At 53.3% G+C, this 16,591-nt stretch carries 18 protein-coding genes; 4 read left to right on the top strand and 14 right to left on the bottom strand.

Annotated features, from left to right (window positions below; all coding sequences use genetic code 11):
- Positions 1 to 8: 8 nt before the first annotated feature.
- The 6 genes from IP582_RS01690 to dnaB form a co-directional block, all read right to left on the bottom strand.
- Positions 9 to 377, bottom strand: a complete 369-nt coding sequence (locus IP582_RS01690; RefSeq protein ID WP_193794902.1) for an MmcQ/YjbR family DNA-binding protein — start codon at positions 375 to 377, stop codon at positions 9 to 11.
- Positions 378 to 379: 2 nt separating this feature from the next.
- Entirely contained in the window at positions 380 to 796 is a 417-nt protein-coding gene (locus IP582_RS01685) for a secondary thiamine-phosphate synthase enzyme YjbQ (protein WP_039077901.1), read from the bottom strand.
- Between the two features lie 103 nt (positions 797 to 899).
- Entirely contained in the window at positions 900 to 1,604 is a 705-nt protein-coding gene (gene aphA, locus IP582_RS01680; protein ID WP_193794901.1) for an acid phosphatase AphA, read from the bottom strand.
- Between the two features lie 183 nt (positions 1,605 to 1,787).
- On the bottom strand, positions 1,788 to 2,981 hold the full coding sequence (gene tyrB, locus IP582_RS01675) for an aromatic amino acid transaminase (RefSeq protein ID WP_193794900.1): 1,194 nt from the start codon (positions 2,979 to 2,981) through the stop codon (positions 1,788 to 1,790).
- A gap of 220 nt (positions 2,982 to 3,201) precedes the next feature.
- Positions 3,202 to 4,281, bottom strand: coding sequence for an alanine racemase (gene alr / locus IP582_RS01670; protein WP_193794899.1), 1,080 nt, complete (start codon positions 4,279 to 4,281; stop codon positions 3,202 to 3,204).
- A 124-nt stretch (positions 4,282 to 4,405) separates the two neighbouring features.
- The gene (dnaB, locus tag IP582_RS01665) at positions 4,406 to 5,812 is read right to left on the bottom strand and encodes a replicative DNA helicase (protein ID WP_039077905.1); all 1,407 of its coding nucleotides are present in this window, start codon (positions 5,810 to 5,812) and stop codon (positions 4,406 to 4,408) included.
- A 58-nt stretch (positions 5,813 to 5,870) separates the two neighbouring features.
- On the opposite strand from dnaB, the gene IP582_RS01660 reads away from it, so the two are divergent.
- The gene (locus tag IP582_RS01660) at positions 5,871 to 6,854 is read left to right on the top strand and encodes a quinone oxidoreductase (RefSeq protein WP_193794898.1); all 984 of its coding nucleotides are present in this window, start codon (positions 5,871 to 5,873) and stop codon (positions 6,852 to 6,854) included.
- A 291-nt stretch (positions 6,855 to 7,145) separates the two neighbouring features.
- On the opposite strand, the gene pspG is transcribed toward IP582_RS01660, so the two are convergent.
- From pspG to IP582_RS01645, 3 genes are all read right to left on the bottom strand, one after another.
- Positions 7,146 to 7,388, bottom strand: coding sequence for an envelope stress response protein PspG (gene pspG / locus IP582_RS01655; RefSeq protein ID WP_039077907.1), 243 nt, complete (start codon positions 7,386 to 7,388; stop codon positions 7,146 to 7,148).
- A gap of 152 nt (positions 7,389 to 7,540) precedes the next feature.
- Entirely contained in the window at positions 7,541 to 8,539 is a 999-nt protein-coding gene (dusA, locus tag IP582_RS01650; protein WP_193794897.1) for a tRNA dihydrouridine(20/20a) synthase DusA, read from the bottom strand.
- A gap of 83 nt (positions 8,540 to 8,622) precedes the next feature.
- Positions 8,623 to 9,939 carry a conjugal transfer protein TraF gene (locus tag IP582_RS01645; protein ID WP_193794896.1) on the bottom strand — a complete coding sequence of 439 codons (1,317 nt, stop codon included), beginning with the start codon at positions 9,937 to 9,939 and terminating at the stop codon, positions 8,623 to 8,625.
- A 272-nt stretch (positions 9,940 to 10,211) separates the two neighbouring features.
- Here IP582_RS01645 and zur point away from each other — a divergent pair, with 272 nt between their 5' ends.
- Complete coding sequence (gene zur / locus IP582_RS01640; RefSeq protein ID WP_039077912.1) at positions 10,212 to 10,727, top strand: zinc uptake transcriptional repressor Zur; 516 nt, start codon at positions 10,212 to 10,214, stop codon at positions 10,725 to 10,727.
- Positions 10,728 to 10,833: 106 nt separating this feature from the next.
- Here the strand turns inward: zur and IP582_RS01635 are convergent, their stop codons facing one another.
- The gene (locus IP582_RS01635; protein ID WP_039077936.1) at positions 10,834 to 11,043 is read right to left on the bottom strand and encodes a CsbD family protein; all 210 of its coding nucleotides are present in this window, start codon (positions 11,041 to 11,043) and stop codon (positions 10,834 to 10,836) included.
- A 97-nt stretch (positions 11,044 to 11,140) separates the two neighbouring features.
- On the opposite strand from IP582_RS01635, the gene IP582_RS01630 reads away from it, so the two are divergent.
- The gene (locus IP582_RS01630; protein WP_193794895.1) at positions 11,141 to 11,329 is read left to right on the top strand and encodes a hypothetical protein; all 189 of its coding nucleotides are present in this window, start codon (positions 11,141 to 11,143) and stop codon (positions 11,327 to 11,329) included.
- Here IP582_RS01630 and lexA read toward each other — a convergent pair.
- Both lexA and IP582_RS01620 read right to left on the bottom strand, forming a co-directional pair.
- Positions 11,304 to 11,918, bottom strand: coding sequence for a transcriptional repressor LexA (lexA, locus tag IP582_RS01625; protein WP_039077914.1), 615 nt, complete (start codon positions 11,916 to 11,918; stop codon positions 11,304 to 11,306). The genes IP582_RS01630 and lexA overlap by 26 nt on opposite strands.
- Positions 11,919 to 12,026: 108 nt before the next feature.
- Positions 12,027 to 12,395, bottom strand: a complete 369-nt coding sequence (locus IP582_RS01620) for a diacylglycerol kinase (RefSeq protein WP_193794894.1) — start codon at positions 12,393 to 12,395, stop codon at positions 12,027 to 12,029.
- Between the two features lie 130 nt (positions 12,396 to 12,525).
- Here IP582_RS01620 and plsB point away from each other — a divergent pair, with 130 nt between their 5' ends.
- Complete coding sequence (gene plsB / locus IP582_RS01615) at positions 12,526 to 14,946, top strand: glycerol-3-phosphate 1-O-acyltransferase PlsB (RefSeq protein WP_039077916.1); 2,421 nt, start codon at positions 12,526 to 12,528, stop codon at positions 14,944 to 14,946.
- Between the two features lie 117 nt (positions 14,947 to 15,063).
- Here plsB and ubiA read toward each other — a convergent pair whose 3' ends face one another.
- Entirely contained in the window at positions 15,064 to 15,933 is an 870-nt protein-coding gene (gene ubiA, locus IP582_RS01610; RefSeq protein ID WP_193794893.1) for a 4-hydroxybenzoate octaprenyltransferase, read from the bottom strand.
- 11 nt (positions 15,934 to 15,944) lie between these two features.
- A complete protein-coding gene (gene ubiC / locus IP582_RS01605; protein WP_039077918.1) occupies positions 15,945 to 16,442 on the bottom strand; it encodes a chorismate lyase in 498 nt (165 codons plus the stop codon).
- Positions 16,443 to 16,591: the final 149 nt, after the last annotated feature.

Raw genomic sequence — 16,591 nt, 5'->3', positions numbered from 1 at the left:
GGGCTGAATTACGCCCTGGATGATGCGGAGTAAAGCTGTTGCCTGATCTGTTCAGGCAACAGTTCTATCGCCTGTTTGTATGAGGCGTCCACAAGGTAGTAAATCTGTGAATCCGGGAGCGAGCCGTCGAGATAGACGGTGCTCCAGTGCGATTTGTTCAGGTGTTTGCTTGGGCGCACGTCGCTATGCTGCTGACGCAGTAGTTCAGCCAGTTCCGGGCTGGTTTTCAAGGACGCTGCCGGGCGGCCTTCCACCTCTTTCACCATCGCAAACAGCACGTCAGACACTTTTATCTGCGTGGCCTTCCAGTCGCTGTGTACGCTCTGCTCTGCACCCGGCTTCGCCATGCAATACTGCAATAACTCCGAAATTGTCATCTTTATTCCCCTTGTAGCGTCGCGATGATTTTTCGCGAACCGCCGTGGATACGATGCTCTCCCAGCCAAATCCCCTGCCACGTCCCAAGCTGAACGCGCCCGCTGGCGACAGGAAGTAATAACGACACACCCAGCATGGAAGACTTGATATGCGAAGGCATATCGTCAGCGCCTTCGTAGTCATGCTCGTAGTGGGCGTTATCCGGCACCGCTCGCAGAAAATGCTGCTCCATATCGTGACGTACAGTGGGGTCACAGTTTTCATTGAGGGTGAGAGAAGCGGAAGTATGCTGGAGGAGCAGATGCAACAAACCTGTTCTGATGCGGGACAGATCGCGGATCTGCCCCAGCACCTCATCAGTGATCAGATGAAAACCCCGGGGTTTTGCCCCGAGAACAAGAGTCTGTTGATACCACATCTGCTGCTTCCTTTTAAAAGACGAATCTTTTTAAGTGTGCAGCAAGTCGGCGAAAGGTAAAACCCGACAGAACAGATTTGCTTAAAAAAACAACAATTCAATCTTAATATTCGGAATTTACGATCACCTCTTCACCAAACGCCCCGGCTTGTGGCAGCGGGCGGTAGGTTGAATTCGAAGCGCGCAGGATACGTATCGGGCGGGCTTCACTCCCTTTCGCCGCCGTAATGTCTTCATCCGAATCGCCGTAAAAGATTTTGATTTGCTTGTCGGCCAGCCACTGCGTCTTGCTGTTCTGCCCGTCTTTCACCCCGGCAAAAATCACCGGATTCATATTCGCCGCCGGAATCAAAAAATCATCCTGCAAGGTTTTGGTCACGCTTTCCGTCGCCGTCTGCGTGCGTCCGGTAATGAAGTAAATGCTGTCGCCGCGTTTCACATGTAGCGCGATCAGCGCCCGCGCGATCTCTTTTGGAATACTGAACTCATCCCAGCCGTTGTTCATTTTCTCCCAGAACTCCGGGTTCTGGAGATAGGCTTCACTATCCGGGGAGTACATTTTTTTACCGCGCCAGAAGCCGGGGCTGGAAAACAGGACCGTATCGTCGATATCAAACCCGACGGCCATCGGTGGGCGGTCCACCAGGCTGTGTTCGATCTGTGCGACGGAGACCCAGTGAATGGGCGCTTGTTCGGCCAGTTTGGCAACGTTGGTGCCTGTGCTATCCGGAGTCGGCGTAGAAGCCTGAGCAAAGAAAGCACCGGCGAGCGAAAACGATAAGCAGAGGGCTAATGTGAACTTTCGCATGTTTATCCCTAAATTTTCAGTCCGTTATTGTCAGATAGCGTGCTAAGCATCAAAAAGCTCTCTGACCATACCCTCAGGGACGGGTGAAAGGAAGGCGTTTCTGCGGTTTCATCATCATAAACCGGAATATTTGTAGCAGGATCGCGCCATTTTCCTCCCTGACGGGAGGAAAATATGCGTCGTTTACATTACAGCAGCAAATGCGTGAGCAACGCGATGCACATTGCGGCTATTAAGCCCGGCAACGCACATACGCCCGCTGGCAATGAGGTAGACACCAAACTCTTCACGCAGACGATCAACTTGTGCAGCACTCAGACCGGTGTAGCTGAACATGCCGCGCTGTTTAAGCAGATAGTCAAAGTTTCGCCCCGGAACAGCCTCTTTCAGCACGTTCACCAGCTCCTGACGCATAGCCAGTATGCGCGTACGCATTGTCTCGACTTCCGCCAGCCATGAGGCTTTCAGCGCCGTATCGCCGAGCACCGTCGCAACAACCTGTGCACCGAAGTTCGGCGGACTGGAGTAGTTACGACGCACCGTCGCTTTCAACTGCCCCAGGACGCGAGAGGCTGTTTCCGCATCCTCACAGACAATGGAGAGACCGCCTACGCGCTCGCCATAGAGTGAGAAAATTTTGGAGAACGAGTTGCTGACCAGCGCCGGTAAACCCGCATCAGCAATCGCACGGATCGCGTAGGCATCTTCTTCCATACCGCCGCCAAAGCCCTGGTAGGCAATGTCGAGGAAAGGAATCAGGTTGCGGGCTTTCAGCACGTTTACCACCTCATCCCACTGCGCATTCGTTAAATCTGAACCGGTTGGGTTGTGGCAGCACGGATGCAGCAGAACGATGCTCTTCTCCGGCAGGGTAGCGAGTTTTTCCAGCAGCGCGGTAACGCGCACACCATTGGTTTCACTGTCGAACCAGGGATAGGTGCTGACCTTAAAGCCCGCGCCTTCAAAAATGGCGACATGGTTTTCCCAGGTGGGATCGCTGACCCACACACCGGAATCCGGGAAGTAGCGTTTCAGGAAATCAGCACCCACTTTGAGCGCACCGGAGCCGCCCAGTGTCTGGATCGTTGCAACGCGTTTTTGCGCCACAACCGGATGTTCCGCACCAAACAATAGCGGCACAATGGTGTGGCGATAAGTATTCAGACCTTCCATCGGCAGATAGAGAGACGCCCCCTGCGGCTGGGCATTGAGGCGGGCTTCCGCTTCGGCAACAGCCTGTAGCTGCGGGATGATGCCATCTTCGTTGTAATACAACCCAATGCTGAGGTTAACTTTGTCGCTGCGCGGGTCTTCTTTAAAACGCTCCATCAGGCTGAGGATGGGGTCGCCAGCGTAGGCGTCAACTTTTTGAAACACGAGGTGGTTCTCCAGGTTTACAGTAGGAAGGATAAGACACAATAAACCGGAAGCGAGAGAAGGTCGAGCGGGATGTGTGTGCTGCGTTTAGGCAGTGTCGTCTGATGCCCTCACCCCGGCCCTCTCCCACAGGGAGAGGGAGAAAACCAAACGCCAGCACGGGCAGAATCGTAGCCCGTATAAGGCGCTTGCGCCGCATCCGGAGAGGGTCGACGCTGCGTTAATCGACGTATTTCAGGGCAGCGCGCGATGTCAGGCGTGTAATTAATTCGTAGGCACTGATCCCTGTGGCTTCCGCAATGCGCTCGACGGGTAAACCTTCCCCCCAAAACACTACCGGGTCTCCGGCGGTATCTTGCGCATCCGGGCCCAAATCGACGCAAATCATATCCATCGCCACCCGACCAACAATCGGGACTTCGCGACCGTTAACCAGCACAGGCGTACCAGACGGCACCGAACGCGGATAACCATCGCCATAGCCCATCGCCACCACTCCAAGGCGCGTGTCACGCTCACTCACCCAGGTTCCGCCATAACCAACCGCATCACCCGCTTTATGCTCACGCACGGCAATCAGGCTGGAGGTCAACGTCATCGCGGGCTGGAAGCCAAAATCTTCCCCCCATGGATGGCGATCAAGCGGCGAAACACCATACAGAATGATGCCAGGGCGCACCCAGTCAAAATGGGCCTGCGGCCACAGCAGCGTGCCACCGGATGCAGCAAGAGAACGCTGCCCTGGCTTGCCGTTGCTAAAGGTGGTGAAGATATCGAGCTGACGTTCTGTCACACCACAGTCCGGCTCATCGGCACGGGCAAAGTGGCTGACAATATTCACCGGCTGGCGCACATTTTTACACTGGCTCAGACGCTGGTAAAACGCCTCCGCCTCAGACGGGTGAAAGCCCAGGCGGTGCATACCGGTATCAAGCTTCATCCACACGGTAACAGGCTCATCCAGATGCGCCGCTTCCAGCGCCGTGAGTTGTTCCGCGCTATGCACCACCGTATCGAGATGGTGAGCAGAAAGCAGAGGGAGCTCGTCAGCGGTAAAAAACCCTTCGAGCAAGAGGATGCGATGGGTAATGCCCCCCTCACGCAGGCGAAGGGCCTCTTCGAGACGGGCGACGCCGAAAGCGTCGGCATCGGGGAGCGTTCGCGCGGTCTCAAGAAGACCGTGTCCGTAGGCGTTCGCTTTCACAATCGCAACCAGGCGGCTGGCGGGAGCCAGTTCGCGCAGACGTTGAAGGTTGTGTCGCAGAGCGCGGCGGTTGACTACAACAGTTGCCGCTTGCATTTGAATTCCTTGCCTTGAAGAAAAATAAACCATCCTCTAAATCATTTGAGTTGCAGCAAGGCGGCAAGGCCATGAATCTCCGGGGACGTAGCCGACACCGCTGTAGCTCAAAGGATGACGAGGATTATTCGTCGTCGTACTGTGGACCCGCATAATTATCAAAACGCGACCACTGTCCGTTAAAGGTCAAACGCACCGTACCGATCGGGCCGTTACGTTGCTTACCAATAATGATTTCAGCGATCCCTTTTAAGTCGCTGTTTTCGTGATAAACCTCATCACGATAAATAAACATGATCAAGTCGGCGTCCTGCTCGATGGAGCCGGATTCACGCAGGTCGGAGTTGACCGGGCGTTTATCCGCACGCTGTTCCAGTGAGCGGTTAAGCTGCGACAGCGCAACAACCGGCACCTGCAGCTCTTTCGCCAGTGCTTTCAGAGAGCGGGAAATCTCTGCGATCTCAAGAGTACGGTTGTCGGACAGCGACGGCACGCGCATCAGTTGCAGGTAGTCGATCATGATAAGCCCAATGCCGCCATGCTCACGGGCAACACGTCGCGCACGGGAACGCACCTCGGTCGGCGTCAGGCCGGACGAGTCATCAATATAGATATTGCGTTTTTCCAGCAGGATGCCCATGGTGCCGGAAATACGGGCCCAGTCCTCGTCATCAAGCTGGCCGGTACGAATGCGCGTCTGGTCCACACGTGACAGGGAGGCCAGAGAACGCATCATAATCTGCTCTGAGGGCATCTCAAGACTGAAGACGAGAACCGGTTTATCCTGCAACATCGCCGCGTTTTCAACGAGGTTCATCGCAAAGGTGGTTTTCCCCATAGATGGACGCGCAGCGACAATGATCAGGTCCGATGGCTGTAGACCCGCCGTTTTCTTGTTGAGGTCATCATAGCCCGTATTCACGCCAGTAACGCCGTCGTGAGGCTGCTGGAACAGCAGCTCAATACGCGCAACGGTCGCCTCAAGCACATCCGCGATGTTTTTCGGGCCTTCGTCTTTATTGGCTCGGCTTTCCGCAATTTTGAAAACCCGTGACTCAGCAAGATCGAGCAGGTCTTCACTGGTGCGCCCCTGAGGGTCGAAACCCGCATTGGCGATTTCGTTGGCAACGGAGATCATCTCGCGCACAACTGCACGTTCACGCACGATGTCTGCGTAAGCACTGATGTTCGCCGCGCTTGGCGTGTTTTTGGACAGTTCAGCCAGATAAGCAAAGCCGCCGACAATATCCAACTGCCCTTGCAGTTCCAGCGATTCTGCCAGCGTAATCAGGTCAATGGGTTTACCCATCTCCTGTAGACGGTGCATCTCAGTAAAGATATGGCGATGCGGGCGGGTGTAGAAGTCATCCGCCACAACGCGCTCGGCAACATCGTCCCAGCGCTCGTTATCCAGCATTAAACCGCCCAACACCGACTGTTCCGCTTCAATGGAATGGGGCGGCACTTTCATCCCCTCGACCTGAAAATCGCGGGGTTCAGTCTGTTTGTTGAAGGGTTTATTTCCTGCCATAGTGAATGGAGTTACCAACGTAATGAATGGTTCGAAAGATTATCATTCGGGAGGAAGCATGGCGACAAGAATTGAATTTCACAAGCATGGTGGCCCTGAGGTATTGCAAGCTGTCGAGTTTAATCCCACCGATCCGGCGGAAAATGAAGTCCAGGTCGAAAATAAAGCCATAGGGATTAATTATATCGACACCTACATTCGTAGTGGGCTGTATCCACCCCCGTCATTGCCGAGCGGCCTGGGGACCGAGGCGGCGGGCGTGGTCAGCAAAGTGGGTTCTGGCGTCAAACATATCAAAGCGGGCGATCGCGTGGTGTACGCCCAATCCGGACTTGGTGCCTACAGCTCCGTGCACAATGTCCTGGCAGACAAAGTCGCTATTCTGCCCAATGCCATCTCGTTCGAGCAGGCGGCGGCCTCCTTCCTGAAAGGGCTCACTGTCTTTTATCTGCTGCGCAAAACGTACGAAATTAAACCTGATGAAGCATTCCTGTTCCATGCGGCGGCGGGTGGCGTAGGGCTAATTGCCTGCCAGTGGGCGAAGGCGTTGGGGGCAAAATTGATCGGTACTGTCGGCTCCGCGCAGAAAGCACAGCGGGCCTTACAGGCTGGCGCATGGCAGGTGATTAACTATCGCGAAGAGAACATTGTTGAGCGCGTAAAAGAGATAACCAACGGGAAAAAAGTCCGCGTCGTGTATGACTCGGTGGGTAAAGACACCTGGGAAGACTCCCTCGATTGCCTGCAGCGCCGTGGCCTGATGGTGAGCTTTGGTAACGCCTCGGGGCCAGTATCAGGCGTCAACCTGGGTATTCTCAACCAGAAAGGTTCGCTGTATGCAACCCGCCCTTCCCTCAACGGCTACGTAACAAATCGCGAGGAGCTTGAAGAGGCCAGCAATGAGCTGTTCTCGCTGATTGCCAGCGGCGTGATCAAAGTGGAAGTTGCGCAATCGCAGAAATTTGCCCTTACCGACGCACGACGCGCACACGAGGTTCTGGAAAGCCGCGCAACGCAGGGGTCGAGCCTGTTGATTCCGTAAATTCACGTTGCAGTCAGGCGGCGAGAGCGTGAATGCCTGAGTGCTAACTCAAGCCAGTGACCGGGATGAATGAGCGCAGGTAATGCATCTAAGGCTTGAAGGATGGCTTCGGTAGAAAGAATTAGGGCTTCCCGAAGGAAGCCCATTCTTTTTTTAGTTCGGCTGTATGTAGGGTACAGCTCGATGAATTCGTTAACGCGGCGATAGTGACAGATTTGATAAGTAAATCCTATTCGGTTCTTAGCAAAGCGCCCGGAAAAGTGTCGAGGTTGTGATCAAGTACTCAATACTTTAGTAACGCCAACGGTTATTGCGCTGATATTGAGGAATTTTTGGCGTTTTGACTGCCCGGATAATCCACACCACCGCAACCGCCAGTAACAACCAGGGCAACAGCTTGATCATCAACGCAAAAAGGCCGCCCAAAAACATCACTGCCGTTGCCACCAACAGTGCCGCCAGAATACCCAGCAATGAAACACCGGTGGCGAGTAGCACAACAAAAAAGCCGATAACAAACAGTAATTCCAACATGGCGCGCTCCTGGTAAACAGATAATGGCATCGGGACGATGACTTACCAAATGCATTACAAGAAGCGTGCCACATTTAGTTTATTGATTTCTAAAAGAAAAGGCTCCGCATGGTGATGTAGAGCCTGGTGAATTTGACCATTTTTTAGCGAAATTATTCGCGGTTTGCCACAAGACTCAGCGCGTGTTCCAGCACTGCGACGTCGGCCCCGGCTTTATGTGCATTTTCGCTCAGATAGCGACGCCACTGGCGCGCCCCTGGGATCCCCTGGAACAGGCCCAGCATATGGCGGGTAATATGCCCGAGATAGGTCCCCTGCTGCAGTTCACGCTCAATATAGGGATACATTGCCCGAACCACCGCTACAGGATCCGCATCCACCACATCCGCGCCGAATATTTCCCGATCAACACGCGCCAGAACGCCCGGATTCTGATACGCCTCGCGTCCAACCATCACACCATCCATATGCTCCAGATGGGTTTTGGCCGCCTCCAGCGAAGTGATACCGCCATTAATCGACATGGTGAGATGGGGGAAATCTCGTTTAAGCTGGTAGACACGTGGGTAGTCCAGCGGGGGGATTTCACGGTTCTCTTTCGGGCTTAAGCCGGAAAGCCAGGCTTTACGCGCATGGATGATAAACATCTCACATTCGCCCCTGCCGGAAACCGTGCTAATAAAATCGCAGAGAAATTCGTAGCTATCCTGATCGTCAATGCCGATGCGGGTTTTCACCGTCACCGGAATGGATACCACGTCGCGCATCGCTTTGACGCAATCGGCCACCAGTTGCGCATTGCCCATCAGGCACGCGCCGAACATGCCGTTCTGCACGCGATCGGACGGGCAACCTACGTTCAGGTTGATCTCATCATAACCGCGCTGTTCTGCCAGTTTCGCGCAATGCGCAAGCTGCGCCGGATCACTCCCCCCCAACTGCAATGCTACCGGATGTTCTTCTTCGCTGTATGCCAGATAGTCGCCCTTGCCATGAATAATAGCTCCCGTCGTCACCATCTCTGTATAGAGCAGCGTATGGCGTGAAAGCAGGCGCAGGAAATAGCGGCAATGGCGATCCGTCCAATCGAGCATCGGCGCAATGGAGAAACGGTGAGCGGGATAAGCAGCAGGCTGATTTTCTGGCGACATGGCGAATAAACAGGCTTTAGGTAAAAAAGGGGCGCTACTATAGCACAAAGAAAAACCGGAGGCGCAAGGCCTCCGGTTGTGCATCAGAATGTCATGCTCAACTGCGCACCGGCACCCCAGGTTTTGTTCTCACCCACTAACCCCATTAAATCAACGTGCACGCGGTTAAATGGCGCAAAACCGACACCGCCGGTGAAGACGTTGCTTTCATCGCCTTTGACATCAGCGCGATAACCGGCACGAACCGCCAGCCAACTCAGGGGACGAACCTCCGCACCGACGCCAACAAACTGCGAGTTTTTCTCGCTCTTAAAGCCTTTGGTTTCCGTCAGATCACCATCGGCACTCAGCGTCAGCAGATCGTTATGCCACGCCGCACCCGCGGTGACTAATGGGCTGATTTGGTAGGTATCTTTGTAGTTTTTAACCTCACCGGTTCTGCCATTGGTGATAAATACATCTTTGGTGTCAATGTTACGCGAGACCAGGTTTTGTCCACTCAGACCGACGGTGACGTTATCTGTTAAATCTGCCGCCAGGCCAACATCAATGTTAAAGCCCGTGTCGTCCTTGCGGTACTTACTGTTGTTCCATTGGTTTTTGTCGTAATCATAAATCGAGGTGGTGTAGTTATAGATCCACGACTTTTGCAGTTTTGGCGTAACGCCCACGGAAAGCGGAACACCGCCCACGTCAAACTGGTGCGCCATGGCGATACCAAAATCCGTAATGATGGCCGCACGGCCTGATGCCGTGGAGTTAAGATTTTTTGTGATTTCGCCTGAGCCATTAGGTGAGAGTACGGCCCCCAGGGCAACGCCCGTGGCTACCGTATCGCTGTTCTGGATATTGCGAAGATAGGTGATATCGTCCTGATCAATATTCGAATTAACGCGGGCGTGCGCGTAACCTTTGGTCACAAAGGCAACAGACAACACATCGTTAGGAATCGTGACGGCGATACCGGCCCCGGCATTCGCACTCGCGGTTTTACCCTCCAGATAATCAAGCGAATCCGCCAGATCTTTTGCCGCTGACTGGAACTGATCAACAGTACTAACGGGGTTAAGCAGCACTTCCCGCAGGGTAAGGTTATTAACTATGTCCTTGTAATAATCGATCTTATTACTGATATCATCAATTTCATCACGCAGGTTGTCCTCATCAGTTATCCGCGCACCCACGGTCGGTAAGATGACCGTAACATTGTCTTCCGGTTTTGCTTTTGCCAGCAACGCCGGGTTAATGAATGCACCACTGCCGTAATTTGCGGAGGCAACACCTGTTCCCCCCATCGCATCATTACGCGCCTCTGCCCAGGTATTTGCCGCTCCGGCTTGCTTTGCCACGAAAAAGGAGACAGCGATAGCGACCACCGAAAGTTTAAGATTGTTTTTCACAGTATGCGTCTCGTAATCAAATGAGTTTTATGACCCTGTTAGTTGTGACATGGACAGGGAGGCTCTATTGCTGCGAATAACATCCAAAAAATATCCTATTTCTACTGAATGTAATAAAGCGTTACAGAAGATGTTGTTATATGAAGTGACCATCAATATTTATAGAAGACGCATGGCGATTGCGAAAGGTGAAGGCGCGGTCGTGATCTCGGCGTTTAGTACAGAACATGGTAAAGTGGGGGTTCATATTGCCATTTCATGAGAGAACGCCTATGGATAAGTCCACTTCGCAAGAGATGCTCGCGCAGGCCGAAAAACTGTGTGTGCAACGCAATGTGCGCCTGACTCCTCAGCGCCTCGAAGTGTTACGCCTGATGAGTCTGCAGCAGGGGGCAATAAGCGCTTATGACCTGCTCGATCTTCTGCGTGAGGCAGAGCCGCAAGCCAAACCTCCCACTGTCTATCGCGCGCTGGATTTCCTTTTAGAGCAAGGGTTTGTGCATAAAGTGGAATCCACTAACAGCTACGTACTTTGTCATCTTTTCGATCAGCCAACGCACACGTCCGCAATGTTTATCTGTGACCGTTGTGGTGTGGTAAAAGAGGAGCAAGCGGAGGGCGTGGAAGATATCATGCATGCGCTGGCGGCAAAACGCGGTTTTGCGCTACGCCATAATGTCATAGAAGCACATGGATTATGCGCTGATTGCGCGGAGGTTGAAGCGTGTCGACACCCCGGCAAATGTCATCATGACCACACGATTCAGTTGAAAAAAAAATCGCGCTAGTCGCGATTTTTCTCTTTTAAGCAGGTGAGGCAATCGAGGGTGGTACATCCATGTACCGTTCGGGCAGGGTAGCCATTGAGGGTTACACATTAGGGGGATGTGAAGGCTACCAGCGGTAATCGTTCCGCGTTTCCCAATCCACGACTTCTTTTTCTGCCTGATCTTTGGCGTAGCCGTAGCGTTCCTGAATTTTACCGACCAACTGGTCGCGTTTACCTTCAATGATGGTCATATCATCGTCGGTCAATTTACCCCACTGTTCTTTCGCTTTACCTTTGAATTGTTTCCAGTTGCCGCTGACTTCGTCTTTATTCATCGTCGTCTCCTCATCATTGGTCATGAACAGCGTTATTCCTTTCGTTACGTTCTTAATATCCTGAACGTGATAATTATTGTAGTTAAGGATAGCGGCCATGATTCTTTATTCGGAATTTTTAACCATCGGAAAGCAAATTACCGGAATAGATATGCGGAGCAAAACCGAGCGAGATCAGAGGGATAAAAAAGAGGTTAAAGCTTTGTCAGTAAAAGCAAGCAACCGTGACAGCAGGCATGCCGCCACGGCTCAGAAGGGTGTTACAGCCATTCACCATTGCGGATAACGCCAACCGCCAGACCTTCAATGGTGAAGTTGTGATCGCGCAGGTCCACCACAATAGGGGAAAACTCACTGTTTTCAGGCAATAGCTGCACGGTATTGCCCTGCTTTTTCAGCCGCTTGACCGTCACTTCATCGTCAATACGCGCTACAACAACCTGCCCGTTGCGAACATCCTGGGTTTTATGCACCGCCAGCAGATCGCCATCCATGATGCCGATATCTTTCATCGACATACCGCTTACGCGCAGCAGAAAATCAGCGTTAGGCTTGAAGAGAGAAGGATCGACCTGATAGTGCCCTTCAATGTGCTGTTGCGCCAGCAAAGGTTCGCCTGCAGCGACGCGCCCGATAAGCGGCAGCCCAATATCCTCTTCTTCTTCAAGCAACAGACGAATACCGCGAGACGCGCCGGATACAATCTCGATAACACCCTTACGCGCAAGCGCTTTCAAGTGTTCCTCTGCCGCGTTTGGGGAACGGAACCCCAACTGTTGCGCGATCTCCGCACGCGTCGGCGGCATACCTGTCTGGTTGATTCGATCGCGAATAAGATCGAACACCTCTTGCTGCCTGGCCGTTAAAGCTTTCATTCCGCCCCCTGGGTGTATATACAGTTATGCTGTGAGTATATACAGTTAAAGGCGATTTTGAAACCAAAATTAAGCAAAAAACGCGGACTTAACGCATTTCTGGAAGCGCTATCGAAAATAGCCCCACAGCAGAGAAACCCAGGTAAACAGTGCCAGGAGAATGGCCATCAATACCGCGGCAGACCCCATGTCTTTCGCACGCCCCGAGAGTTCGTGATATTCAGACCCAATACGGTCAACCACGGCTTCAATCGCACTATTAAGGATTTCCACAATCATCACCAGTACGACAGAGCCAATCAGCAGAACGCGCGTAATCGCATCTACATCCAGAAAAGCCGCAATGATAATGGCAATAACGACCGCAACACCTTCCTGACGAAAAGCAGCTTCGTTAATCCACGCTGCGCGCACCCCTTTCCATGAATAGCCTGCCGCTTTAATGATGCGGGTAATTCCGGTGGTATTGTTGGCCATCAAAAAAAACCTTTTTATGTAATGAACGTCAATGTCTATGTAAGCTTATAGAGGTAGAAAAGAAATTCTGCGGACTTTCTGATATTCTTGCCGCGCAATGGCATTATTAACCAGAGGCTTTACATCGTTTATGTCCGGCTGGCCACGAATTTACTACAAATTACTTAATTTACCATTAAGCGTGCTGGTAAAAAGCAAATCTATCCCGGCGGAACCCGCCCAGGAATTAGGGCTCGATACGTCGCGTCCTATTATGTACGTTTTGCCTTATAACTCGAAGGCAGATTTGCTGACCTTGCGCGCTCAGTGTCTGGCACACGATTTGCCCGACCCCCTCGAACCGCTTGAAATCGACGGAGCAGAGCTGCCGCGTTATATCTTTATTCACGGCGGACCGCGTGTCTTTACCTGGTACACGCCGAAAGAAGAGTCGATCAAGCTATTCCATGACTATCTCGATCTGCACCGCAGCCATCCTGATTTGGATGTTCAGATGGTGCCTGTGTCGATGATGTTTGGCCGTTCTCCAGGTCGCGAAAAGGGCGAGGTCAACCCGCCGCTGCGTATGCTAAACGGTATTCAGAAATTTTTCGCGATCTCGTGGCTTGGCCGCGACAGCTTTGTGCGTTTCTCCCCGCCGGTTTCGCTGCGTCGTATGGCAACCGAGCACGGCACGGACAAAACCATTGCGCAAAAACTGGCGCGCGTCGCGCGTATGCACTTTGCCCGTCAGCGCCTGGCCGCCGTGGGGCCGCGTTTACCTGCCCGTCAGGACCTGTTTAATAAGCTGCTCTCCTCCAAAGCCATCGCTCGCGCCGTAGAAGACGAAGCGCGCAGCAAAAAAATCTCCCATGATAAAGCGCAGCAAAACGCAATTGCGCTGATGGAAGAGATTGCGGCGAACTTCTCCTATGAGATGATCCGTCTGTCAGACCGTATCCTCGGCTTCACATGGAACCGTCTGTATCAGGGCATTAATGTGCATAACGCGGAGCGTGTTCGTCAGCTCGCCCATGATGGCCATGAAATTGTCTATGTGCCCTGCCATCGCAGCCATATGGACTATTTGCTGCTCTCCTACGTGCTTTATCACCAGGGGCTGGTACCGCCGCATATTGCAGCCGGGATCAACCTGAACTTCTGGCCGGCGGGCCCCATTTTCCGTCGTCTGGGCGCGTTCTTTATTCGCCGTACTTTTAAGGGTAATAAGCTCTATTCGACCGTTTTCCGCGAGTATCTGGGTGAACTGTTTAACCGTGGCTACTCAGTGGAATACTTTGTTGAAGGCGGACGCTCCCGTACGGGCCGTCTGTTGGATCCGAAGACCGGCACACTTTCTATGACGATTCAGGCCATGCTGCGTGGAGGTACCCGTCCGATCACGCTGGTGCCAATCTACATTGGTTATGAGCATGTCATGGAGGTGGGTACTTACGCCAAAGAGCTGCGCGGCGCGACGAAAGAGAAAGAAGGTTTTGCCCAGATGATACGCGGTCTGAGCAAGTTGCGTAATCTCGGTCAGGGTTATGTGAACTTCGGCGAGCCTATTCCGCTGATGAACTACCTGAACCACCGGGTGCCGGAGTGGCGCGAGTCTATCGATCCTATCGAAGCAGTACGTCCCGCCTGGCTGACGCCGACGGTGAACGCTATTGCTGCTGATTTGATGGTACGCATTAACAATGCCGGTGCGGCAAACGCCATGAACCTATGCTGTACCGCGCTTCTGGCCTCTCGCCAGCGTTCTCTGACCCGTGAACAGCTCACCGAGCAGTTGAATTGCTACCTCAACCTGATGCGCAATGTGCCCTATGCCGCCGACACAACGGTACCCACCGTAAGTGCGGACGCGCTTATTGAGCATGCGTTGCAGATGAACAAGTTCGAAGTAGAGAAAGACACGATTGGCGATATCATCATTCTGCCGCGCGAGCAGGCGGTTCTGATGACATACTACCGCAACAACATTGCGCATATGCTGATGTTGCCCTCGCTGATGGCGGCCATTATTACCCAGCATCGTCATATCTCTCAGGACGAGATGCTGCGCCATGTTGAGCTGCTTTACCCGATGCTGAAAGCCGAGCTTTTCTTACGTTGGGAAAAAGAAGAGCTGGCAGGCGTGCTGGAAAGTCTTGCTCAGGAACTGCTGCGCCAGGGGCTGATTACCATGAAAGATGGCCAGCTTTATATCAACCCGGCACATTCCCGAACTCTGCAATTGCTGGCGGCGGGTGCGCGCGAAACGCTGCAACGCTATGCCATCACCTTCTGGCTGCTGAGCGCCAATCCGGCAATGAACCGCAGTACGCTGGAGAAAGAGAGCCGCACGCTGGCACAGCGACTGTCTGTTCTGCACGGCATCAATGCGCCGGAATTCTTCGATAAGGCGGTATTCAGTACCCTGGTGCTGACGCTGCGTGACGAAGGGTATATCAGCGATACCGGAGATGCCGAGCCTGAGCAGACGCTGGCGGTGTATCAACTATTAGCCGAGCTGATTACCTCTGATGTGCGCTTGACGATTGAGAGCGCAACCCAGGCTGAGTGAATAAAGCAGTCGCATCAGGGAGTAACGTCCCCGATGCGCTTTGCTTATCGGGGCTACGCTGAGCCTGGCGCTTGAGGTAGCCCGGATAAGGCAATGCCGCATCCGGGAAGAGGTGAATTACGCCAGATAACTTGCCGCGAGACCGATAAACAGCACCAGCCCCACATAGTTATTATTCATAAACGCCTTAAAACAGGCGTCGCGATCGCGATTCACAATCAGCTTCTGCTGATAAACAAACAGCGCACCCGCAATAATAACCGCCCCATAGAATTGCCAGCCTAAGCCATTGAGCGCACCGATCGCCACCATCAGCGCCAGCACCGCCACCTGCAATATGCCGATGATTAACTTATCGTGGCGTCCAAAGAGTATAGCGGTCGACTTTATACCGATTTTCAGATCATCGTCGCGATCCACCATGGCGTACTGCGTATCGTAGGCCACCGCCCACAAGATATTGGCAAGAAACATAACCCAACAACTCAGCGGCACCGACTCACTCACGGCGGCAAACGCCATCGGAATCGACCAGCCAAACGCCGCCCCCAGCACCACCTGCGGCAAATGGGTATACCGCTTCATAAACGGATATACCCAGGCAAGCAGAAGCGCCGCAACGGAGAGCAGAATGGTCATCATGTTAAGCGTCAACACCAGTGCAAACGCCAGCACCACCAATACCACAAACAGTACGCGCGCTTCGTTTTCCGTGACGGCCCCACTGGGCAGCGGACGATTGGCCGTGCGTTTCACATGCCCGTCAAATTTACGATCTGCATAGTCATTTACCACACAGCCTGCCGCACGCATCAACCAGACCCCTGCAACAAAAACCAGCAGGATCCACAGGGGAGGAACGCCCGGCGTTGCCACCCACAGCGCCCACAGTGTTGGCCAGAGCAGCAGCAACGCACCAATGGGCTTGTCCGTGCGCATGAGTCGATGAAAGGCCAGCAGCTTATTCTGCGAGAGACTCCACTCCATTTTTTTTCCTCTTAGTACAGCGGTGACGCAGGCAAAAACAGTTCAGTCAGCAGGAGAGGTTTCCCCCCCAGGCGCAAGCGGGAGCGTCTTCCCCACAGCGTGTCATAGCGACCAACTTCAATAAAATCTCGTGTCAGCGTAGATGATGTAAAGAGATAACGCCCAAGCGGCGTGGTACCCAGCTTCTGCAGCGCTAGTTCCGGGCCGGTCAGCGTAGACTCCGGCACCACGGTTCGCCCGGCAAGCCAGGGTTCGCCGTCAGCGCACAGCAGGATCTCCCGCAGCCAGTACCGCGTATCGTCAGGCAGCAAATGGCGCTCGCCATCAAGCATATCGGACGTCACAAACCCTTCCTGGATAAGCGTCACAGACACCTGTTTACCCTGTTGCTCAAAACGTTTCGTCATGGAATCTTCCAGCAACAGCCAGTCCAGTTGCTGCGGGTCGAGCGCGGGAAGTGCGTCAAAATAGCGTAGCGCACGCAGTTGCGTAAGCGCGGGGTGTGACATGCCTTACTCTCCAATACATAACGTCACATTATTGTATCGCAGAACAGGCTGCCTCGTGCGGGGAACTTCATTCAGTTTTCATAAGCGCAACAGATATGCAACAGCGTCGTTGCGCCAGAAAAAAGGGTGCGTCAGGCGACGCACCAGTT

The sequence above is a fragment of the Citrobacter sp. BDA59-3 genome, assembly GCF_015167655.1.
Lineage (GTDB): Bacteria > Pseudomonadota > Gammaproteobacteria > Enterobacterales > Enterobacteriaceae > Phytobacter > Phytobacter diazotrophicus.
The sequence above is the reverse complement of the archived record's forward strand: the minus strand, read 5'-3'. Positions and strand labels throughout refer to the sequence as shown.